The sequence below is a fragment of the Acinetobacter sp. ACNIH2 genome, assembly GCF_002934965.1.
Lineage (GTDB): Bacteria > Pseudomonadota > Gammaproteobacteria > Pseudomonadales > Moraxellaceae > Acinetobacter > Acinetobacter tandoii.
In genome coordinates, this window is the sequence record NZ_CP026412.1 from 1,389,599 (window position 1) to 1,412,589 (window position 22,991).

General features: G+C 42.9%; 22 protein-coding genes and 1 pseudogene. 16 read left to right on the forward strand and 7 right to left on the reverse strand.

The annotated features are described in order from the left end of the window. Positions 1-5: 5 nt before the first annotated feature. From C3F34_RS06490 to C3F34_RS06535, 11 genes are all read left to right on the forward strand, one after another. Positions 6-752, forward strand: coding sequence for a YciK family oxidoreductase (locus C3F34_RS06490; protein ID WP_016165697.1), 747 nt, complete (start codon positions 6-8; stop codon positions 750-752). Between the two features lie 175 nt (positions 753-927). Continuing rightward, the gene (locus C3F34_RS20400; protein WP_171284956.1) at positions 928-1,083 is read left to right on the forward strand and encodes a hypothetical protein; all 156 of its coding nucleotides are present in this window, start codon (positions 928-930) and stop codon (positions 1,081-1,083) included. A gap of 242 nt (positions 1,084-1,325) precedes the next feature. Next, positions 1,326-1,721, forward strand: coding sequence for an RcnB family protein (locus tag C3F34_RS06495; protein WP_104441283.1), 396 nt, complete (start codon positions 1,326-1,328; stop codon positions 1,719-1,721). 249 nt (positions 1,722-1,970) lie between these two features. Next, positions 1,971-2,330 (forward strand): RcnB family protein, encoded by a 360-nt coding sequence (locus C3F34_RS06500; protein ID WP_016165700.1) that lies wholly within the window; start codon positions 1,971-1,973, stop codon positions 2,328-2,330. Positions 2,331-2,464: 134 nt separating this feature from the next. Next, positions 2,465-3,817, forward strand: coding sequence for an amino-acid N-acetyltransferase (argA, locus tag C3F34_RS06505; protein WP_104441284.1), 1,353 nt, complete (start codon positions 2,465-2,467; stop codon positions 3,815-3,817). Positions 3,818-4,258: 441 nt separating this feature from the next. Then, a complete protein-coding gene (locus C3F34_RS06510) occupies positions 4,259-5,224 on the forward strand; it encodes a sulfonate ABC transporter substrate-binding protein (protein WP_104441285.1) in 966 nt (321 codons plus the stop codon). 18 nt (positions 5,225-5,242) lie between these two features. Further along, a complete protein-coding gene (locus C3F34_RS06515; RefSeq protein WP_104441286.1) occupies positions 5,243-6,238 on the forward strand; it encodes an aliphatic sulfonate ABC transporter substrate-binding protein in 996 nt (331 codons plus the stop codon). A gap of 27 nt (positions 6,239-6,265) precedes the next feature. Further along, a complete protein-coding gene (ssuD, locus tag C3F34_RS06520; RefSeq protein ID WP_044739768.1) occupies positions 6,266-7,441 on the forward strand; it encodes an FMNH2-dependent alkanesulfonate monooxygenase in 1,176 nt (391 codons plus the stop codon). Then, positions 7,441-8,256: an aliphatic sulfonate ABC transporter permease SsuC gene (gene ssuC / locus C3F34_RS06525; protein WP_044739769.1), complete on the forward strand. Its 816-nt coding sequence runs from the start codon at positions 7,441-7,443 to the stop codon at positions 8,254-8,256. The genes ssuD and ssuC overlap by 1 nt, the downstream gene beginning before the upstream one ends. Positions 8,257-8,266: 10 nt before the next feature. Then, positions 8,267-9,073, forward strand: a complete 807-nt coding sequence (locus tag C3F34_RS06530; protein WP_044739770.1) for an ABC transporter ATP-binding protein — start codon at positions 8,267-8,269, stop codon at positions 9,071-9,073. Positions 9,074-9,371: 298 nt separating this feature from the next. Further along, positions 9,372-9,995, forward strand: coding sequence for a TetR/AcrR family transcriptional regulator (locus C3F34_RS06535; protein WP_044739771.1), 624 nt, complete (start codon positions 9,372-9,374; stop codon positions 9,993-9,995). Between the two features lie 53 nt (positions 9,996-10,048). Here the strand turns inward: C3F34_RS06535 and C3F34_RS06540 are convergent, their stop codons facing one another. Then, on the reverse strand, positions 10,049-10,618 hold the full coding sequence (locus C3F34_RS06540; protein WP_044739772.1) for a 5'-nucleosidase: 570 nt from the start codon (positions 10,616-10,618) through the stop codon (positions 10,049-10,051). Positions 10,619-10,727: 109 nt separating this feature from the next. Next, positions 10,728-11,279: pseudogene (locus C3F34_RS06545) on the reverse strand (C4-dicarboxylate ABC transporter); the annotation flags it as partial. An 81-nt stretch (positions 11,280-11,360) separates the two neighbouring features. Here C3F34_RS06545 and C3F34_RS06550 point away from each other — a divergent pair. Then, positions 11,361-12,451 (forward strand): IS4 family transposase gene (locus C3F34_RS06550; RefSeq protein WP_104442269.1). Its coding sequence is split into 2 segments (ribosomal slippage): positions 11,361-11,901 and positions 11,901-12,451, totalling 1,092 coding nucleotides; the frame shifts between segments, so codons are not numbered across the junction. Here C3F34_RS06550 and C3F34_RS06555 read toward each other — a convergent pair. Next, positions 12,346-13,047, reverse strand: a complete 702-nt coding sequence (locus C3F34_RS06555; RefSeq protein WP_104441287.1) for a hypothetical protein — start codon at positions 13,045-13,047, stop codon at positions 12,346-12,348. The two genes, C3F34_RS06550 and C3F34_RS06555, sit on opposite strands and share 106 nt — an antisense overlap. Before the next feature lie 209 nt (positions 13,048-13,256). On the opposite strand from C3F34_RS06555, the gene ribF reads away from it, so the two are divergent. From ribF to C3F34_RS06575, 4 genes are all read left to right on the forward strand, one after another. After that, complete coding sequence (ribF, locus tag C3F34_RS06560) at positions 13,257-14,258, forward strand: bifunctional riboflavin kinase/FAD synthetase (RefSeq protein WP_016165710.1); 1,002 nt, start codon at positions 13,257-13,259, stop codon at positions 14,256-14,258. Between the two features lie 64 nt (positions 14,259-14,322). Further along, on the forward strand, positions 14,323-17,169 hold the full coding sequence (ileS, locus tag C3F34_RS06565) for an isoleucine--tRNA ligase (protein WP_104441288.1): 2,847 nt from the start codon (positions 14,323-14,325) through the stop codon (positions 17,167-17,169). Continuing rightward, on the forward strand, positions 17,162-17,704 hold the full coding sequence (gene lspA, locus C3F34_RS06570) for a signal peptidase II (RefSeq protein WP_044739776.1): 543 nt from the start codon (positions 17,162-17,164) through the stop codon (positions 17,702-17,704). Before ileS ends, lspA begins: the two co-directional genes overlap by 8 nt. Next, complete coding sequence (locus tag C3F34_RS06575; RefSeq protein WP_044739777.1) at positions 17,697-18,179, forward strand: FKBP-type peptidyl-prolyl cis-trans isomerase; 483 nt, start codon at positions 17,697-17,699, stop codon at positions 18,177-18,179. The genes lspA and C3F34_RS06575 overlap by 8 nt, the downstream gene beginning before the upstream one ends. 66 nt (positions 18,180-18,245) lie before the next feature. On the opposite strand, the gene C3F34_RS06580 is transcribed toward C3F34_RS06575, so the two are convergent. The 4 genes from C3F34_RS06580 to ilvD all read right to left on the reverse strand — a co-directional run bounded on the left by C3F34_RS06580 (position 18,246) and on the right by ilvD (position 22,960). Continuing rightward, positions 18,246-19,394: a DUF1624 domain-containing protein gene (locus C3F34_RS06580; RefSeq protein WP_044739778.1), complete on the reverse strand. Its 1,149-nt coding sequence runs from the start codon at positions 19,392-19,394 to the stop codon at positions 18,246-18,248. Positions 19,395-19,513: 119 nt separating this feature from the next. Next, positions 19,514-19,801 carry a chorismate mutase gene (locus C3F34_RS06585; RefSeq protein ID WP_016165715.1) on the reverse strand — a complete coding sequence of 96 codons (288 nt, stop codon included), beginning with the start codon at positions 19,799-19,801 and terminating at the stop codon, positions 19,514-19,516. Further along, a complete protein-coding gene (locus tag C3F34_RS06590; RefSeq protein WP_044739779.1) occupies positions 19,782-21,125 on the reverse strand; it encodes a hypothetical protein in 1,344 nt (447 codons plus the stop codon). The genes C3F34_RS06585 and C3F34_RS06590 overlap by 20 nt, the downstream gene beginning before the upstream one ends. 149 nt (positions 21,126-21,274) lie before the next feature. Continuing rightward, a complete protein-coding gene (ilvD, locus tag C3F34_RS06595) occupies positions 21,275-22,960 on the reverse strand; it encodes a dihydroxy-acid dehydratase (protein ID WP_044739780.1) in 1,686 nt (561 codons plus the stop codon). Between the last annotated feature and the right edge of the window lie 31 nt (positions 22,961-22,991).

The following is a 22,991-nucleotide window of genomic DNA, read 5'->3' on the forward strand; positions in this document are numbered from 1 at the left end:
TGACCATGAAATATTCTGAATATCAGCCTCGCCCAGATCTACTTAAAGATCGCATCATTTTAATTACTGGGGCTGGTGATGGCATTGGTCGTGCGGCTGCACTCAGTTATGCCTTACATGGAGCAACTGTAGTCTTGCATGGTCGTACCTTAAACAAACTGGAAGTCATTTATGATGAAATTGAAAGTTTGGGTGCGCCACAACCTGCAATTTTGCCGCTGCAATTGTCTAGTGCTTCACCGCGCGATTATGAATTATTGTACGACACTTTAGAAAAACAGTTTGGTCGTCTGGATGGCATTTTGCACAATGCAGGCATTTTAGGTGAACGTACCGAGCTTGAACATTATCCGATTGATGTATGGGATGATGTCATGGCTGTTAACCTGCGTGCACCCTTCATTTTGACCCAAGAACTGTTACCTCTGCTGCAAAGATCTGAGCATGCATCTGTCGTATTTGCAAGTTCTGGAGTTGGGCGTCAGGTTCGAGAAAAATGGGGAGCTTATTCGGTGTCTAAAGTCGCGATTGAAGCGGTAAGTCAATTGTTTGCCAAAGAAAATCAGCATCCCAATGTCCGCTTTAATTGTATTAACCCTGGTGCAACACGTACAGCGATGCGCGCCAAAGCCTATCCAGATGAAGACCCAAAAACTTTGGCAACGCCAGAATCGATTATGCCAGCATACTTATATTTGATGGGCGATGACAGTCTGCACCTCAGTGGACAAAGCATTGATGCTCAAGATTAATCTCTTGAGAATTTCAGCCTGAACAAAAAATCCTTTGCTTTCGGCAAAGGATTTTTTTACAGCCCAATAATCGTTTTATTTTATCAATTTAATAAATATATTCGGTTTTATGAATCAAAAAATTCCTCCTAAACTCTATCGACATGCTCAACCACAGATTTAGGAGGCAATTTTCATGACCGATTTACAGCACAAAGCTAAATTGATCCGTTCAATTCAATCCCTGCAACTGCCTGAAACACTGATACACGCCTTGGAGGATGAACAACAAGCACCGAGCGTCATTCAGGCGGTCGACTATTTACAACACTGGACTGAACAGTGGAATTAGAGAGTGAACAATCTGCTAGAAAGATACGTCTACTGAAAATTGGCTGAGATATTTCCCCTGTAAATCGACAGTGCGGATAAAATTGCCCACGCAGAACGATTTCCAAAATAGATGATTTCATGGATAATATTCTTAATTTATCTGTTTTTTTAAAGAATTAATCCAATTCCTTCACAGTTTCTCTGCATTTTTTTCGTACATTAAGAACTGTGAAATGAATACATCTATAACGAGGGGTCAACATGAAAAAGACGATGGCGATATTGACCATTTCTTTCAGTGCATTGATGGCAAGCAGCCTGAGTTCTGCTGCACCCCACTTTGATCATCATGGCGATGACCATCCACGTGGTAATCAAGGTAAAGGGCGCGACTTTCGTGATTTTGATCAAGATGATGAACGCATGCAAGATAAACGCCGCATGCGTGAAGAACGTGGGGTAAAACGTTTACAGCAGCATCAATGGCAAACGGGTTATGTCATGCCACAGCATTATCGTGGTAACGGCTATAAAGTTGATTATAAAGACCATAGTCTCCCTAAGCCCGCACGTAATCAACAATGGTACAAAATCAACAATGACTACATTTTAATCGATTCGGGCAGTAATGATATTTTACGTATCGTGAATGATTAAATACTCAACTTAACGGTTCTGTTTTTGCCAGTCTTACATCACGTTAGACTGGTTTTTTTATAGCTGTATTTTTAAAACGCTTCGATTCACTGTGCTGAAAGGCTTGTGCTTAAACGCTTAGATGCTGTTTACAATCTTCTTTTTTTCTTCATTAAATTCACATTTGCACAATAGTGCTCTCATTGTTTCTCTGCTGTTGTTCGTTACTTTAATCTCATCGAAAGACATAAACAGACATTGAGGTACATCATGAATAAATTAGTTTCTGCTGTAATTTTTACCTTGGGTACTGCGGTGACCGCATCTGCGATTGCTGCTCCAGCTTATGAACATCGTTACGATGAGCGCCGCTACGCAGAACAACATCATGATTGGCACAAAGAAGATGGTCGTTGGCAAGATCAGCGCTATCAACGTATTAATCCAAGCCGCGATTGGCGCGTAGGTCAAACGCTACCTCGTGGTTATGATTCTTCACGTTATGCCGTGGATTATCGTGATGCAAAACGCTTACACAAACCTGCCCGTTATCAACAATGGTACAAAATTAATGGCGATTACGTGCTGGTGAACGAACGCAACAACCGCATTATTCGTATTTTGAACTAATACTTAGAGTCCATATAAATTCCTTCCCCTCCGTCGACACCTTAACCAAAGTTAAGGTGTTTTTTTATCTAAGATTGTTCGCCTGTCATTTTTTTGATTAGAATCTACTATTGATCGGCTTTTTTGAGATAGGCATGCAAGCGAATTCGAACGATGTTTCACAAAGCACAACCTTACAATATGTGCACTGGTTTCGACATTCTGCACCCTACATCAACGCACACCGTAACAAAACCTTTGTCATTATGTTTGATGGTGAAGCGGTTCAGCATGAAAACTTCCAACATATCATTCACGATATTGCCTTGCTCAATTCATTGGGTATTCGACTAATTCTGGTACATGGCGCGCGTCAACAAATTAATCAGAATTTAAAAAGCAGTGGGCTCAGTACACCATTTCATCAACACCGTCGCATCACCACCCGAGAATCTCTGGGCTGTGTGATGAATGCCGTAGGTTCGGTTCGCCTACAAATTGAAGCGTTATTGTCTATGGGTTTGGCCAATTCACCCATGTATGGTGCGCGCATTGATGTCGTTTCAGGTAATTTTATAACTGCTAAACCCTATGGCATCCGTGATGGCGTTGATTTTCAACTGACAGGAGAAGTCCGCAGTGTCGATACCGATGCCATTCAAAAACATCTGCAACAACACAATATTGTGATGCTCGGCCCAGTGGGATATTCCACAACGGGCGAAGTCTTTAACTTACCTGCCGAAGAAGTGGCGACCAAAACTGCCATTAGCCTCAAAGCAGATAAATTGATTTTCCTTGGCAAACAACATGGTCTGCTCAATGCACAAGGTCAGTTACAACGCGAAATTACTCCGCAAAGTCTAGATCAATACATTTCACAATCACAAGACACTAATTCTGAACTGGCGCAGCAACTCCGCAGTGCACAAAATGCCTCACTCAAAGGCGTGCATCGTGTGCATCTGATTTCTTATACCTATGATGGGGCTTTACTTGAAGAGTTATTTACTCGTGATGGTTCAGGCACGATGGTCACAGATGCACATTATGAAGATGTACGCATGGCGAATATTCAAGATGTCGGTGGACTGATCAATTTGCTGCGACCACTCGAAGAAGAAGGAATTCTGGTTTACCGTTCACGGGAACGACTGGAAACGGAAATTGAACAATTTGCAGTGATTGAACGTGATGGCATGATTCTGGCCTGTGCAGCCCTGTATCCAATCCCTGCTCAAGAACATGAATTACGTAGTGCTGAAATTGCCTGCGTAGCAGTGCACCCAAGCTACCGAAAATCAAATCGTGGTAGCCAAATTCTGCACTATTTGGAAGGTAAAGCCCGCAGTATGGGCATACAACAGTTGTTCGTCCTGACCACACGAACAGCGCACTGGTTTTTAGAGCATGGCTTTGAAACTGCCAATGTCGATGATTTACCCAATGCACGTCAGGCGTTGTACAACTATCAGCGTAATTCTTTGGTGTTTAAAAAGCGGATTTAAGTCGCTTTACCCATTTCAAGAACATTTCACCTGAATCACAATGACTTTACCCAGCTCACAAAAGGCGAGGTAAAGTCTATCTAAGATTGATCTTTGCATCCGAGCATTCACCTATTCATGTGCCATCGCCTTAGCAGCATTTATGCAATGTATATCGTCTGGTGTGCTAATTCAGGCTGAAAGCTATATTCCACTACAGCATAAACTTATACAAATACCTTAATTACAAAATAAATCTAATATTTTCAATAAATTAAATAAATACAAATTGATATTCTATTTTTCCTCTAAATCAGATTTAACGCTAAGTTTTGCATTTTTTTATTTATCTTTTTTTTTCATGATCAATCCCTGTTTTTTTATTTTTTTCGCAAAAGAAAGCGCTATAGCGTATCTGCTCAACCTTATATCAGCATTTATTCATTGCGGAGCACATCGAACATGAGCAAGCCATATTTTACTTCAACACGTCCATGGATTCTTTTGACTGTTGTGGCAGGTAGCATGCTCATGGCAGGCTGTGCCCCGAAAAAAGTTGAAACCACGACGTTAAATATTGGTTTTCAAAAGTACGGCATCTTACCGATTGTGAAAGCACGTGGCACTTTAGAGCAAGCTTTGGCAGCACAAGGCGTACAGGTGAAATGGGTCGAATTTCCAGCAGGTCCACAATTACTGGAAGGGCTAAATGTGGGTAGTGTAGCGTTGGGTGAAGCAGGTGAAGCACCACCTATTTTTGCCCAAGCTGCCAACTCGAATTTAGTTTACCTCGCCAATCAACCACCCGCACCACAAGCTGAAGCACTGATTGTGCCAAAAACCTCGAACCTTAAAACCATTCAAGATTTGAAAGGTAAGCGTGTAGTGCTGAACAAAGGCTCAAACGTACATTATTTACTATTAAAAGTCCTTGAAGCCAACCAGCTCAAACTCTCTGATATTGAAGTGGTATACCTTCCACCTGCGGATGCTCGTGCCGCCTTTGAACGTGGTGCAGTCGATGCATGGGTCATTTGGGACCCGTTCTTTGCCGCAGCCGAGCAACAGCTTGGGGCACGTGTACTCGCAACGGGTAAAAATCTAGTCAATAACCATCAGTTTTACTTAGCAGATCGCAAATTTGCACAACAACATCCTGACATTTTAAAAACAGTGGTCAATGAATTAAATCAGACCACCACGTGGGTCTTACAGCATCAGCAACAGGCTGCTCAGTTGTTACAACAACCGACTGGTTTGCCCGTCGAAGTCTTGAACCGTTCAATTTCTCGCATGGGATTTGGAGTTCAACCTATTTCTGAAGAAGTGGCAAAACAACAGCAATTTGTCGCAGACGCTTTTTATCAACAAAAGCTGATTCCAAACAAAATTGACATTCAAACTGCGCTCTTAAAAGCGACACCATAATAATGAGGAATAGCAAAAATGAACGCCCTTAAAACAATAACTTTCGTTGGCATTACTGCACTGAGCCTTGCACTGAGTGCTTGCCAAAAATCTGAATCGAGTCAGACCCAAGCTGCCTCCCAAAATAAAGCTGAATCGGTAGATACACTTTCTATTGGTTACCAAAAATCTTCCCTAAATTTGTTGGTAGCGCGTCAGCAAAAGTTGTTTGAACAGGAATTTCCTCACGCCAAAATTGAATGGAAAGAGTTCCCTGCGGGTCCACAAATGCTTGAAGCTCTAGCAGTAGGTGCTGTTGATTTTGGTGCCGTCGGCAATACGCCCCCTATTTTTGCTCAAGCAGCAGGTAAAGACTTAAGTTATGTCGGTTATGAGCTAATACCTGCCAATTCTCAGGCATTACTGATTCCCAAAAGCAGCGGCATTCAGTCCATTCAAGAGTTAAAAGGCAAACGTATTGCGGTACAGAAAGGTTCGAGTGCGCATGAATTACTCGCCAAAATTTTGCAACAAGCGGGCTTAAGTTGGCAGGACATTCAACCGATTTGGTTACCCCCTGCCGATGCACGCGCGGCCTTTGACAAACAGTCGATTGATGCTTGGGCCATTTGGGAACCCTACCTCAGCGCGGCGGAGCAAGATGCACATGCCAAAGTGCTGATTGATGGGACCGCTTTCCCAAAAACCTACTCCTTTTATATTGGTAACCCAAAATTCATCGCGGCACATCCTCAAGCGACTGCACAGTTTTTACATGGCTTGAATCAGGCCGATCAATGGGTATTAAAAAATCAGCCGCAAGCCTTAACCGTCTATACCCAAAGTACAGGTTTACAGACTTCAATTGCCCAACGTGTAATTGATAAACGCCTGAAACCATCGCCAATTCAGACCCTAACCCCTGAAGTGGTACAAGCGCAGCAACAAATCGCAGATCTGTTCCAACAGGTTCAATTGATTCCGAAAAACATTCAAGTTCAAACCACCGTTTGGGCAGCACCTAAAACCCACTAATCTGTAGAAATTGTAAGGATATTGATAATGAAAATTTTCTGGTTTATTCCCACCCATGGTGACAGTCGTTATTTAGGAACCAGCAAAGGCGCACGCCAAGTCGATCATGCTTATATGAAGCAAATTGCAGTTGCAGCGGACAATTTAGGCTATGAAGGTGTGCTGATCCCAACGGGACGTTCATGTGAAGATCCATGGATTACGGCTGCCAGTTTGATTGATGCAACCAAAAATCTGAAGTTTCTAGTGGCATTACGCCCAGGAGTGACTACACCTGCATTAGCTGCGCGTATGGCTGCCACGTTTGACCGTTTATCCAATGGACGTGTCTTGTTAAATCTGGTGACGGGTGGTGACGAACAAGAGCTTAAAGGTGATGGCATTTATGAAGACCATGCCACCCGTTATGAAACTGCCAGTGAATACACCAAAATCTGGCGTGAGATTCTGACCCGTTCACACACAGGCGAATCTTTCAGTTTTCATGGAGAACACTTAAAAGTTGATGATGCCAAACTACTTTATCCGCCAGTGCAACAGCCCTACCCACCTTTATGGTTTGGTGGTTCTTCAGAAGCAGCGGTTGAACTAGCAACCGAACAGGTTGATACCTATTTAACTTGGGGTGAACCACCCGCAGCAGTCAAAGAAAAACTTGAAAATGTCCGCGCGAAAGCCGCAGCAAAAGGACGCCAACTTAACTACGGTATTCGTCTGCACGTCATTGTGCGTGAAACCAACGAAGAAGCCTGGAAAGCGGCCGATGAGCTGATTCAATACGTCGATGATGCGACCATTGCTGCAGCACAACAAAAGTTTAAGCAAATGGACTCTGTGGGACAGCGTCGTATGGCTGAACTACATAATGGTGATCGTAGCAAACTTGAAGTATCACCAAACTTATGGGCAGGGGTTGGACTGGTACGTGGTGGAGCGGGTACAGCTTTGGTAGGTGACCCACAAACTGTGGCAGATCGAATTCAGGAATATGCCGATTTGGGCATCAGCACCTTTATTTTTTCTGGCTATCCGCACTTGGAAGAATCTATTCGTTTTGCTGAATTGGTTTTCCCACTCTTGCCACTTGAAACGCGCAAAAAATTGACGCAACCCAATTTGACTGGACCTTTTGGAGAAATTGTCGCCAACAATTATGTGCCGAATCAGACCACGGTTTCACGTCCAATTAAGGAGCCTGCCTAATGTCCAAAATAACTGCGACTGAAACTTTCCCAAAACAGAAAGTTTCACGTGGAACAAACTTTGGGCAGCGTTTGCTGCCTTGGTTGTTCCCTTTTTTACTGATTCTGATCTGGCAAATTGCATCCAGTACAGGTTTGCTACAGAGTCGCATTTTACCTGCACCTACAGCAGTGGTCAGTGCATTCTGGCATTTACTCATTAGTGGTGAGCTTTGGCATCATGTCAAAGTCAGTGCAGGACGTGCCTTATTAGGGCTGGCTATCGGTGGTGGCTTAGGGTTGTTGTTGGGCTTACTCAACGGCTCATCCAAAACAGCCTCAACCCTACTCGATACCACCTTGCAGATGATCCGCAATATCCCTGCCCTCGCCTTGATTCCATTGGTGATTCTCTGGTTTGGCATTGATGAAACTGCAAAACTGTTTTTGGTGGCGGTTGGGGTATTTTTCCCAATTTATATCAACACCTACCACGGCATTCGTTCGGTCGATCCCCAACTAATTGAAATGGGAAAAAGCTACGGTCTCAGCCGATGGGAACTGTATAAAAATATTATTTTACCTGGGGCGATGCCCTCCATTTTAGTCGGCTTACGCTTTGCTCTTGGCTTAGTTTGGGTCTTACTCATTGTCGCGGAAACTATTTCTGCCCAAGCGGGCATTGGCTATATGACGATGAATGCACGTGAATTTTTACAGACCGATGTGGTTCTGGTCGGCATCTTACTCTATGCCCTATTAGGTAAACTGGCAGATGTGCTAGCAGTCAGTTTAGAAAAATACTTATTGCGCTGGCACCCAGGCTATCAAAAATAAGGAGCCGAAGATGACAGATCTCAGTATTGGTCAGCATGTTGCTGAACAGATTCAGCACCCACCGTCACCACAATCAGATATCCAACCAAATGCCGTAATTGGCGCAGAAATTCTGATTGAACAACTCTATAAGTTTTATGGTGATGTCAAAGTTCTTGAAGATTTAGATCTCCATATTCAACCTGGAGAGTTTCTTGCCATTGTTGGACGGAGTGGTTGTGGCAAAAGTACCTTATTAAGACTGATTGCGGACTTAGAACAACCGAGTTACGGCGAAATTAAATTTAAATCGGCACGCCATTTGCGTGAAGGCATTACCAGTGACGACATTCGGGTTATGTTTCAGGACCCACGTCTGCTACCTTGGCGTAGTATTGAACAGAATGTACAGCTTGGTCTCCATAAAGACGCACATGCTCAAGCCACTGCATTATTAGAAAAAGTTGGTTTAAAGGAAAAAGCGCCGCTCTGGCCTGCACAACTTTCAGGCGGACAGCGCCAACGCACCGCACTCGCACGCGCACTCTCTCATCAACCTCGCGTGTTGTTATTAGATGAACCGCTTGGTGCTCTCGATGCCTTAACTCGGCTAGAAATGCAGAATCTAATTGAAAAGCTATGGCGAGAACAGGGTTTTACTGCCGTTTTAGTGACCCATGACGTTAGTGAGGCCGTACAACTGGCCGATCGTATTATTCTACTCGACAAAGGCCATATTGCCCGTCAATTTCAGGTTAACTTACCCCGCCCACGTGAAAAAAATCTACATTTCGCTGAACTTGAACAGCAAGTCTTGAATGCCGTTCTCGCCACTTAAATGATTTTTTTGCGCCAAGCTTAACCCCAAGCTTGGCGTAAAAACTCGAAGTTGATGCGATCGAAGGCATGCGCCGACCTGTCATCAAACTGTCACATTTAAAATAAAAAATGATCCAAATTGATGCATTTTGGTCTTTAGTTATCCTTTTGTTTTTTTTAATGGAATGAATATGAAATCGAGCAGTGTTTTTTTATCCGTAAAATACGCGATTTCATCAAATTACCTGATTTGTTGATGCACAAATCTGATGATTTGCCGTACAATTTGACCTTCCCTGAATTTTTTAAAGCTACGAATGGAACAAAAAAAGAGTACTCAAAAGCGCCATCAATTGCTGAATGCCGCACTTGATGTTTTTTCCTTATATGGATTTAACGGGGCTAGTTTAGATGAAATTGCTCAACTTGCAGAAATGCATAAGTCGAACATTTTTTACTATTATGAAAATAAAGAAGCACTGTATGTGGAAGTGCTGACGACCGTTTTACAAAAATGGTTAGCGCCACTGCAAATACTAGAAGCAGAGCTTGAACCGACGGAAGCAATTACCAATTATTTAATGCAGAAAATTGAACTGTCGCGCACTCAGCCGAAAGCATCACGTTTATTTGCCTTAGAAATTATCCAAGGTGCACCGCATATTTTAGAGATCTTAAAAGGTCCACTAAAAAAACTGGTCAAACGCAAAGCTAAGGTCATTAGCATGTGGCAAGAACAAGGGAAAATTTCAGCAGATATTGATCCTGAATTGCTCATTCTCAATATCTGGGCAGTGACACAAAACTATGCCGACTTTGCGACTCAAATGGAAATGGTGACCGGTAAAACCTTACGCAACCGCAGTATGCAACAACGCGTCATTCAACATACCGTCCATATGATGCTCTACGGTATTCTACCGCGTGAGCAACACAACTAAGCCCTATATTGATTTTGGCATACGACCATAGCCATCTATGGTCGCCGAGCCAATTAAGTCGTAATAGACTGATATAAAGACAATAACTTTTTCGCCCCAAGCATTAAATTTTCTTCCCAGTCGAGATGTGCACTGTCGTCTGCACCATCGGTGATATATTTTATCGAAATTAAACGCACACCCAGTTTTTTACACACTTTGGCCATCGCATAACCTTCCATGTCGACTAAATTACATGGGACTTTTGGCTGACCTGTCTCAAAGCTATCCCCTGTACCACATACACCTTTCGGTAAATGGGAAAAAAAAGGTTCTAAGTCAATTGCCCCAGGATGATCCTGATCCATCGGCGTCACCCCGACTTCAAAGCCGAGCGGTGAAACATCCATATCGCGTTGTACGAAGCTGGTGACTTCGACCAAAGCATGACGCTCAAAGTAAGAACTGCCTGCACTACCAAGGTTTAATAAAGTTTTACAGCCTGTCGCCTGAATCACCTCAAAAGCTTTAAATGCTGCATTGACCTTGCCAATGCCACTGTAATGCACATCAATCTGAGCTTGTTCAAATAAACCTTTCGATTCATTTGGTAAAGCCATAATCAGCGCCAAAGAGGATTTCATCGCATCTACTCAAAATCAGAACGGTGCTATTAAAAATCAAAACCACACTGTGTGCAAATTCTGTCATCCTCTATCTCTCAATGAGTTTTTTAGCCCGTGCTGTGCAACTTTATTTTTGTTGCAGATAGAGGTTTAAACACGGTGAAAAGAAAAGTCGTCCTGCATAAAACCCAGCCACAGTTTTGCTCATAACCAATCCCCATAACAGCATCAACAAGATTGCCAAGCCATAGCCTATATTCAGTAACCAATGAAGCTGCAATTGTTGGGCAAGCTGTAACGTTGCCAAACTGAATACGCCCAATGGGAAAGTCATGCCCCACCAGCCTAAATTAAAAACCAAATGTGAACCTGCGTGTTTCAGGGTAATCATGATCGCTATTCCTAACCACCACACTCCAAAACCAAGTAGCAACAAACTGCTCAAAAACCCTGCCTGATGGAGAAACTCACCCAGTCCGATGAAATGTGTTGCATGTAGTAAGCGTGTAGCCTGCTCACCCAAAAGTAATAATGCCAATGCACCTGTGCCAATCGGCCCGACCGCCAACCAGCCTGTCATGGCTAATTCCTGACTTGGCAATTGGTGCAAGGCCAATCGTAAAAATAAAATGCCCAAAATCAGCATGGCAGGAAAAACTGAAATGCCCCACAAAATATAGCTGCCAAATCTTTGTACACGACAAAAAAAGACAACTCATTGAAATAATGGCATAATACTTGTTTTCTGACGACGAATATGATGACACATTTCAATGAGTTACATCTCATCTTAAACAAATATCTAAAGTGGAACAAGTCACGTGTAAAATGTTTTACACTGATTATGCTGGCATTAATTGTAAAACAGACATGTAATCTTTCTTCTGCATCTAAAGCCTTACCCATCACGTGCTTACCACAATCATTTTATCGACGTATACAACGCTTCTTTGCAGATCAGTATTTCGATTATCGTCAAATTTCTCAGTTAATTTTCAATATATTTTCATTCGATAAAGTCCAATTAACTTTGGATAGAACCAACTGGAAATGGGGAAAACGAGATATCAATATCTTGATGTTAGCCATCGTCTATCGTGGAATAGCGATACCTATTGTTTGGACATTGCTCAATAAACGTGGAAATTCAGATACAAAAGAGCGTATTGCTTTGATTCAACGCTTTATCTCCATTTTTGGTAAAGATCGTATTGTGAATGTGTTCGCAGACAGAGAATTTATCGGTGAGAAATGGTTTACATGGTTAATTGAAAATGACATTAACTTCTGTATACGTGTTAAAAAAACTTTATTGTGACCAATCACTTAGCCAAGAATCATAAAATTAGTGATTTATTTCGTCATCTTCAAGTTGGTCAAACAGAATGTCGTAAACGACGTATTTGGGTTGGTCGAGTGAAACTGTATATTAGTGCGCTACGATTAGAAGATGGAGAACTTTTACTTGTTGTTTCTCCTATGTTTAATGCTTCTGCTATTGGTGATTATGCATTACGCTGGGAAATCGAAACCTTATTTAGTTGTCTCAAAGGACGTGGATTCAATCTTGAAAATACTCGTTTAACAGACCCTAGACGAGTCAAGAAATTGATAGCAGTGCTAGCGATCGGTTTCTGTTGGTGCTATTTAACAGGTGAATGGCAACATGATCGAAAAAAAGCGATAAAACTAAAGAAGCATGGACGACTTTCAGTAAGTTTATTTCGCTACGGTTTGGACTATGTTCAGATGGCTATTCTACGTTTGATTGGTTTTGGAAAAAAAGAAGAATTTAAGAAAGTGCTAGCAATTTTAAGAAAGAAAAAGCCTGATAGGACAAGGGCCCTATGAAATTTGTCGTGTACAGAGCTGCCAAATAAAATACCCACCGCATGAGGAGTTACTGGCAAATGCTGTAACAACACTGCACCCGAAGCTGCTGCCACTTCACAGGCAACTATCGGAAGTAACCAGACTGCAGTCATCTGTTGTAATTGGTGGCGCTGACAACTGAACATACAAAATGGCACCACAAACGCCACCATCACAGCCATCAATACGTCGAGATACCACACCCACTCTGCAATACCAATTATGGCTGTACCATACAGCACTACCCCATATTTCAAGGCACCATTAATCAGCGTCGCCAATGCCATTGGAATGGTCCCTAAAAATAAACTCATACTGGGATGGGCAAAAATCTGTTTGGCTTCCTGCGGGTACAGCAACCAACGCAAAGCATATAAACTGCTAAATAAAGTAAAAATCAGCCCATTCAACAACCACAATCCTGCACCGAATTGCCAAAACATAGGATGAACAGCACTAAATTCTGCCAATATAATCGACAAAATGCCGGTACCCATACAGACGGTAAACCAGTTCGGTGTGAACTGACGGATCACATCATGCCATTGTGGCAACTGATGAAAGGGCTTGTTCATACGGCGTCAACCCAAATTAAGAAGTTATATTGATATTACAACACACTAAAAATAAGTAAAATTGATTATTATTCATTTTTAAAATCAGTTTTTATGATATAAAAATAATAGATCAATAAATTTTTCTGGGTAAAAACACAACAACAAGACGAATGCTCAAGAATATGGCAATATATAAGCCTGATTATTTTTCATTTATTGATTAGCCCATGAAGCTGCTCCGCCTGAATGCTTTAGCGCCAGACTTTCAATTACCTCTAACTGCTGTGACCATTGGTAATTTTGACGGCGTCCATTTAGGACATCAAGCGATGATTCAGCAACTGAAACAGGTTGCTGCACAACAACAACTTAAATCTTTAGTCATGATTTTTGAGCCACAGCCTTTAGAATTTTTTCAAGGTTATGAAGCACCACCACGCATTAGCTCACTCCGTGAAAAAGTGGAATATTTAACTGAATTGGGAGTGGACTATATTGCCGTTGCCAAGTTCGACAATACCTTCCGTAGCTTAAGCGCAGAAGCATTTGCCAGTATTTTAAAAGACCAACTAAATGCACAAAGCCTGATCTTGGGCGATGACTTTCACTTTGGCAAAAACCGTCAAGGCAATAGTGAATTCCTGAAAAATTACGGTTTTGATGTTCATAATTTACAAACCATTGCACTTGAAGGTGAACGTGTCAGTTCAACCCGTATTCGTCAAACCCTTGCAGAAGGTAATTTAGCACTCGCGGCACAGTTATTAGGACGGCCTTATAGCATCACAGGTCGTGTGCAATATGGCGACCAAATTGGACGAACCCTCGATTTTCCAACGATTAATGTGCGCCTCAACCGTCATAAACCCTGTTTAAACGGCATATATGGCGTCGATGTGATTTGTGAAACTACATCTTTACAAGACAAAGTTGTGCAAGAGAATCCTGAACAAAAAGGAGTTCTGGGTTATCAGGAAACGGCTTTGTTTGGTGCGGGGCATGTCGGCACCCGACCGGCCATCAAACAAGAGCATCCAGAATGGCGATTAGAAGTACATTTCCCTAATGTTTCTGCTAATCTGTATGGCTTGTTAATGCGGGTAACTTTCTTAAACTACTTACATGGTGAAAAGAACTACCCTTCGCTGGAAGCACTGAAAGCGGGAATTGATGATGATGTGGAGAAACTACTTGAGTTTCGCCATAACAACCCAACTTTTCCCTTTTAAACACCGAAAAATTTTATGTAAAACGCGTCAGTCTAAACCCTGATAAAATTGGAAGATATCTTGCATGAGCGATAAGCAAACTCCTGAAAATGCAGTGGATTATAAAGCCACACTCAACCTCCCAGGTACTGAATTTGCAATGAAAGCAAACCTTGCAGTACGTGAAGCGAAATGGTTAGAAGAGTGGTATGCCGACAACATTTATCAGCAGATTCGTGCGTCGCGTATTGGCAAGAAAAAGTATGTCCTGCATGACGGCCCTCCATATGCCAATGGTCAAATCCATTTAGGTCATGCGGTCAATAAAGTCTTAAAAGACATTATTATTAAAAGCCGAGTCATGGATGGTTTTGATGCTCCTTACGTACCAGGTTGGGACTGTCACGGTCTACCGATTGAACTAAAAGTGGAAGAAAAAGTTGGTAAGGTCGGCGTAAAAGTCGATGCTTCAACCTTCCGTAAAGCGTGTCGCGAATATGCTTACACCCAAGTCGAATTACAGAAAAAAGACTTTGTGCGTATGGGTGTATTTGGGGATTGGGACAATCCTTACTTGACCATGAACTTCAAACAAGAAGCAGACATCGTACGTTCAGTGGGTGCAATTGCCAAAGCAGGTCACATCGAACCTGGTCTTAAACCTGTGAACTGGTGTTTAGATTGTGGTTCGGCTTTGGCTGAAGCTGAAGTTGAATATGAAGATAAAAAATCAGATGCCATTGACGTAGGTTTTACTGTCGTTGATTTAGCTGATCTTTCTGCACGTCTAGGCGTAGAAGTTGCTGACCGCACAGACATCGTGATCTGGACCACGACACCTTGGACTTTACCTGCCAACCAAGCCGTTGCTTTACATGCTGAACTTGAATATCAACTGGTTAAAGCACGTGGTGAAGAAAAAGAGCCGCAAAACTTTATCTTGGCGAAAAACTTAGTTGAATCTGCAACTGAACGTTATGGTTTCAATAGCGTTGAAGTCTTGGCCGAGTTCACAGGCAATAAACTTGAGCATGTCCGCCTGCAACACCCGCTGATCGCAGAGCGCCAAGTCCCTGTAATTTTAGGCGAACACGTGACTGCAGACAGCGGTACGGGTGCGGTACATACTGCTCCAGGTCATGGTGTGGACGACTATAAAGTTGGCTTACTCTATAACTTAAAAGTTGACAATCCAGTTGGCGGCAACGGTGTCTACTTACCAACTTCTCCAATTTTTGCAGGCGAGCATATTTACAAAGCCAACCCACAAATCATTGCCACTTTAGGCGAGGCAGGCAAGCTGTGGGCGCATAAGCCAATCAAGCATAGCTACCCACACTGCTGGCGCCACAAAACCCCAATTATCTTCCGTGCGACACCACAATGGTTTATCAGCATGGATGCCAAAGGTTTACGCCAAGGTGCATTGAACGCCATTGAAAACGAGATCAGCTTTGTGCCTGATTGGGGTAAAAACCGTATTCAAGCCATGATCGAAGGTCGTCCAGACTGGTGTATCTCACGTCAGCGTACGTGGGGTGTGCCAATCCCATTCTTCGTACATAAAGATACTAACGAGTTACACCCGCGTACAGCTGAATTGATTGAAGAAGTGGCTTTACTGATCGAACAAGAAGGCATTGACGCATGGTATAACCGCGATGCCAAAGACTTTATCGGTGAGGAAGCAGAGCAATATAACTGCGTACGTGACACCTTAGACGTTTGGTTCGATTCAGGAACAACGCACTATGCTGTGCTACGTGAACGCGAAGAACTGACTGATCCTGCCGATTTATACCTTGAAGGTTCAGACCAGCACCGTGGTTGGTTCCAGTCTTCATTGTTGACTTCTATTGCCATCAATCAACGTGCGCCGTACAAAGGCTTGTTGACCCACGGTTTCGTGGTGGATGAAAAAGGTCGTAAGATGTCGAAGTCTTTGGGCAACATCATCACCCCACAAGACATCATTAAAGATATGGGTGCAGATGGTTTACGTTTCTGGATTGCATCAGCCGATTACCGTTATGAAATGACCGCAGGTAAAGAAATCTTTAACCGTGCATCAGACGGTTACCGTCGTATTCGTAACACACTGCGTTTCTTATTGGCGAACTTGAATGGTTTCAAACCATCGACGGATGCCCTGCCTGTCGATCAATTGATTGCACTGGATCAATACATCTTGCAACGTGCAGCGGATGTACAGAAAACTATTCAACAAGCCTATGAAGATATGAACTTCCATATCGTCACCAATGCCTTGACTAACTTCTGTATTAACGACTTGGGTGGTTTCTACCTCGACATCATCAAAGACCGTCAGTACACTACCAAAGCAGACTCGCAAGCGCGTCATTCGGCACAAACTGCGCTGTATCACTTGGTGCAAGCTTTTGTTCGTTGGATGTCACCAATCTTGAGCTTTACCGCGCAAGAAGCATGGCCACTGATTCCAGAACAAACCGAGAAATATGTATTCACCGCGGAATGGTACGATATTCCTATGGCGTCGACTGCAAACTTATTGTCTGAAGCCGATTGGCAAACCTTGATTACCGTAAAATCTGCGGTGAACAAGCATATTGAAGTTGCACGAAACGAAAAACTGGTAGGTTCTAATCTCTCTGCCAAAGTTGAATTATGGGCAAATGAAGGCTTGAAAGCGGTACTAGATCGCCTAGGCGATGAACTTCGCTTCGTACTGATCACATCTCAAGTACAAGTTCACGCCTTTGCTGCAACTCAAGGTCAAGAAGCCGATTTAGATGGTTTACGCGTGAAAGTCTCAGCTGCGGAAGGTGAAAAATGTGCGCGTTGTTGGCATGTTCTTCCTGATGTGAATACACATCACGAACATCCAGGTCTGTGTGCACGTTGTATTATTAACCTCCCTACTGGTCAAGGCGAAGAGAGAAAATATGCCTAATCCACAACAGAAAGCGGGCCTGTTTCAATTCTACCCACACAATTTGCTGTGGGTGGGGTTATCCATTTTGGCGATTGTGTTAGATCAATGGACGAAATGGATTGCGTCTACGCACCTGAATTATGCAGATCCGGTACCTGTACTGCCTTTTTTAAATTGGACTTTGTTACATAACTATGGCGCAGCCTTTAGTTTCTTGTCCGATGCAGGCGGCTGGCAACGTTATTTCTTTACCTCACTTGCAGCCTTGGTTTCAGTGATTTTTGTGTTTTGGTTAATGCGTATGCCAAAGCACGTCACGATTTTACCCATGGCAATTGCGCTGATTTTAGGCGGTGCTGTAGGAAATTTAATTGATCGCGTGACCTTAGGTTACGTGGTCGATTTTATTCATGTCTATTACAACAATAGCCATTTCCCTGCATTTAACCTTGCCGACAGTGCCATTACTTTGGGCACCATTTTGCTGCTTATAGATACGTTTTTCCTAGAAAAACATCGAATTCAACGTGCGGATGCGCAACACCATGAATGAAATTATTAATCCGAATGAAGAAACCCGTATTGAACAAGGTTCGAAGGTTGATCTTCATTTTTCCGTTGCCATTGAAAATGGTGTAGAAATTGACAACACCCGTAGCCGCGCTGAACCGGTCAGCTTGGTGATGGGCGATGGCAGTTTACTCCCAGGCTTTGAAAAAGCCTTGTTTGGTCTACGTGCAGGTGACCGTCGTACCGTCAGCCTTCCACCAGAAGATGCGTTTGGACCATGGAACCCTGAAAATGTGCAAACATTTGATACGGTAAAATTCGAGCAACGCCCTGTTGAAGGCCACATGATCGAGTTTGAAGATAAAGCCAAACAAAGCCTGTATGGCATCGTTAAAACTGTCGGTGATGACATTACCGAAGTAGATTTTAACCATCCATTGGCGGGTAAAAACATTACTTTTGAAGTGGAAATCTTCAAAGTGACTCCTGCGGGTCAACAAGGCGTGAAATTTATGTAAAAGCCTACTTTTACAACATAAAAAAACCCTTCACAGATGAAGGGTTTTTTTATGTCATTCCGAAAACTATAGATATTTTAATAATGGAATCTGCTTATTTTGATGCTTAAATTTAGAAAACCACCGCATCAATGGATAAAGCACAATGGACAGGATAATCGCAATCCACCAAAGGGTGGATACCTGATTTACCCCAAAATAGTCACCATGATTTTGTCCCCAAAGCACCACGGCAACCACATACAACAGCTTTAAAACAAATAAATGCACAATATAAAAGAACATCGGCACTGACCCATAAGTGATTAAAGGACGTACCCATGCCTGCTGTTGCACTTTTTCCAACGCCACAAGCAGTAACAACCCCAAGCCAACATTCCATAAAATAAACAATAAGGACGGCGGATACTTGGTTAGGTTAAAAAAACTCATCAAGGTTTGCAGTGAAGTCGGGAATGTCTGCCAAGGGATATCACCATATACATTCAACATTCTCAGGATTACAAATCCAACAACGCTGCTACAGCCAAATACCCATAAATATGTCGTTCTTCGTTGTGGTGTTATCTGCACTTGAAAAATAGTTGCCCCTATAGAATAACCTAACAAAATTACCCCAATCCAAGGCAGTACAGGATAAGAAGTACGCAGTTTGAGGAATTCCCCCCATTCAATCCAACCACGCTCATGTAAAATCAACCAAATCGGCTGTAAAATTGGCATTTGTGGCAAGGAGACCTGATCCAATAGGTTATGCCCAAAAATAATCAATACAGCAATCAACCACAAAATTCGCTGTGGTAACCCTATCAGCAGCGCTAAAACAATCATGCTGATCCCAATTGCCCAAATCACTTGCAAATAAATCACGTGTGGTGGGAACTGTCCTGTCCATGCAAAATTGATCACCAACAATTCGAGTATCACTAAAAATAAACCACGTTTAAGCAAAAATTCTCGCGTCATACTCAAGCTATTGTGTTTCGCTTGATATAAATACGCCGATAATCCCGTCAAAACCACAAAAACAGGAGCACACAAATGTGCCAAAATTCGGCTAAAGAACAAACTGGCTTCCGTTTCCTCAATACGCATTGGATCGGGAACTTGATGGTGTAAATAAAAGGTTTCACGCACATGGTCGACCATCATAATTAAAATGACTAGACCTCGCAGTGCATCAATCGCCTGTAGGCGTTGAGAAAGTGCAGACATGAGCAAATGAATAGGTATGTTATAATATTACACATACTATTCAATTTTAAGCCCAAAATAAACCCAAGCGCACTATTTAGCACGCCTAATTTTTTAAGAAAAATTAAATAAAAAATGATTTAAGGGCGAATTTCTTTGAGCTCACGGCGAATAAAATGCTGAATCATTTCCCGATAAATCTGTTCAATTAAGTCTGGATCAGTGCCCTGTTGTGCCGCCTGTTGACGAACTTTGGCAATCACCTGTTCAACCCGCTCTGGCGATTGCACTTCATGTTCAGTGCGCTTAAAACGCACCGCCTGATCGACATAAAACTGTCGGGTCGTAATTAATTCAATCAGGTGCTGATCAATCAGATCAATTTTGTCTCGAACTTGCTCAAGCGACTCACATTTCTCTTTCTGCATTAGTTTTATCTTCTGTTGTTAAGCTGGAGGAATCCGCTTCGTTTTCAATTTTATATTTTTCTTCTAACACATTACTGAAAATACTTTCAATCATCCAGACCCGATATAAGCTATTAAAGGTATAACTTTGCCCATCGATACGTAATTCGAGTACAGGAAAATCAGGCTGTGACTTCATTTCACATAGAACATCATTTTCTTTCAACTTGGCTTGAATATCCTCCTGCCTTACTTCCTGCAACTCTAAGCCCAACTCGCGTTGTAGCTCTTGATAGTGCGCCTTAAAGGAAAGATCCTTTCCTTGGGTCCATACCGCTTGCAAAATACGGTGCATGGCTGCAATCCGCTGCTCTTCAGGCACAAGATAATACAGCTGTGCCATCGCATAAGTGGCTTCTTTAGTCGGACGACAAAATGGGGTAAATGCCACTTCTGTCCGTTTAGATAAACGGGTTGCCAAGCTCCAGTCAAACCAGTCTCGCCCATGATAACTGAGTGGGTACACGGTCAACTGAATATTATAATAATCTGCCAATTCCTCTTTAATATAGGCCAATAACAGCCATGAAACTGGGTCTTCTAACGCAATATATAAATCTAACTCTGGATCAAGTGCTTGAATTTCATTGAGTTCTTCTGCATCACTAATTGAATGCTCGCGCCATTCAATATGATTGATGAGAAAAATCGGATTGCCTGTCAGTAATTTTTGTTGCTTTAAACGGCGGGTTAGACGCAGCAGATCATCTACTGCATGATATTTACGGTCTGAAAATTCAAAATAACTGGCAAGGACGGCATCATCATTAAATACCCGCTCTGTAAAGTGCTGTTCTTGATGATGTTTACTCGCCATGGCATATAACGTGCGCAACTTGCCATACTGCTTCTGCCACAGCATATGAAACACATCTTCGAGTAAATAAAGAAAATCCTGACCTTGTAGCGGAGTATTTCTTAAAATAGTTTCCGCCTGCGCCAAGGCTTCTTGTGGTGGCTGTTCAGGGGTTTCGTGAAAACTGAATCGGTGCTGTTTCGATAAAATCTGCGCATCATTCAGACAATAGTGTTGCCATTCTTGCGCCGACATCTGATTCGGTGGCTCAGGAGCTTGACTGGAAATAATGACTTTGAGAGGTTTAAGTTCATCACTCAAAATTTCTTCTAATTGTGGCAACTGCTGCACAGCCAAATAGCTATAAACATCGTCTAAACGTAAATGAATATTGAGTCCATGCTCCGTAGGCAATACCTCTTGACGAGTTGGTTTTTGATAAAACCATCTCGATCGGATCGGATCAAACCAACGGCGTAACAGTGACATGAGTTGCCTCTAATGTAGAAAGAGCGAGTGATATTGTTTCTAACCCGCAGAAAATGACCAATATGGTGAACAGAATGTCTTAAAATACAATAAGTCTTGAGCAAAACGTAACATAATTCAAGACAAAATGTTCAATCCTTCCCGATAGCTTACAGTTCTAAGTTTAAATCAGTCACTGCACCCTTTTCGGCTCCAGTGGTCAGTTTAGCAAACTTCGCTAGCGCACCGTGGGTATAATTCGGTTTTGGCTTGACCCAACGGTTTTGCCGTGCAGCAATTTCTTGTTCAGAAACATGCCAAGTCATTTCCCGCGTTTCGGCATTAATCGAGATACGATCTCCATTCTGAACAAGACCAATTGGACCACCTTCATAGGCTTCAGGGGTCACATGCCCAATCACAAAACCATGACTGCCTCCAGAAAAACGACCATCGGTAATCAGCGCCACAGATTTGCCCAGACCTTTACCAATAATTGCTGAAGTCGGTTTCAGCATTTCTGGCATACCTGGTCCACCTTTAGGGCCTTCACCACGGATCACCACCACCTCACCTGCTTGAACTTCACCATCTAAAATGCCGCGCATGGCACCAATTTCACCTTCAAAGACCCGTGCTGGCCCTTCAAAATACAAGCCTTCTTTGCCTGTAATTTTAGCCACAGCACCTGTTGGAGACAAATTACCCTTGAGCACCACCAAGTGAGAGTCTTTTTTAATCGGGGCATCAAACGGTAAGATAATCTGTTGACCTTCGGGGTAGTCGTCAACCTCGGCTAAATTTTCCGCCAAGGTCTTTCCTGTGACAGTTAGACATGAACCATCGAGCATGCCAGCATCCAACATCCGCTTCATCAGTGGTTGAATGCCTCCTATCGCAATCAGCTCTGACATCAGATATTGACCAGAAGGACGTACATCTGCCACTACGGGAATATCTTGCCCGATACGGACAAAATCATCCAAACTCAGTTCAACCCCAGCGGTATGTGCCATCGCCAGTAAGTGCAGCACCCCATTGGTCGAACCGCCCAAAGCAATCAGCACTTTAATTGAGTTTTCAAACGCGGCTTTAGTCATGATATCGCGCGGTTTAATATCTAAACGCAGCAAATTCATCACCGCTTCGCCTGCTTTTTGACAGTCAATCCGCTTCTCATCAGAAACTGCTTCTTGTGCCGATGAACCCGGTAAACTCATACCCAAAGCTTCAATCGCAGAAGCCATCGAGTTTGCAGTGTACATACCGCCACAAGAACCCGGCCCCGGTAGTGCTACTTCTTCAATCTGTTTGACTTGAATGGCACTGATTTCACCTTTGGCGTGTTGACCCACGGCTTCAAAGACTGAAATCATGTCGGTATGCCCTGCGCCCGGCTTAATCGTACCACCATAAACAAACAAACCCGGACGGTTTAAACGTGCCAAACCCATGATGCAACCTGGCATATTTTTGTCACAACCACCGATCGCAATCACCCCATCATAGGCCTGACAACCCACCACGGCTTCTATCGAGTCTGCAATAATTTCACGGCTCAGCAATGAATACTTCATGCCTTCGGTGCCGTTAGAAATGCCATCTGAAATGGTGATGGTATTAAAAATAATGCCTTTTCCGCCTGCCTGATTGACCCCTTTTTCGGCTTCACGTGCCAAACCATCGATGTGCATATTACACGGCGTGACATTGGCCCATGTCGAAGCAATACCCACAAAAGGGCGAGTAAAGTCAGAATCTTTAAAGCCTGTGGCACGCATCATGGAACGTGCAGGCGCATTTTCAATGCCTTCATAAACGGGGGCTGAATGTTCGCGGATATTGTCTTTACTCATTGTATTTTTCCTTGGCGATGGCTGCGTATTG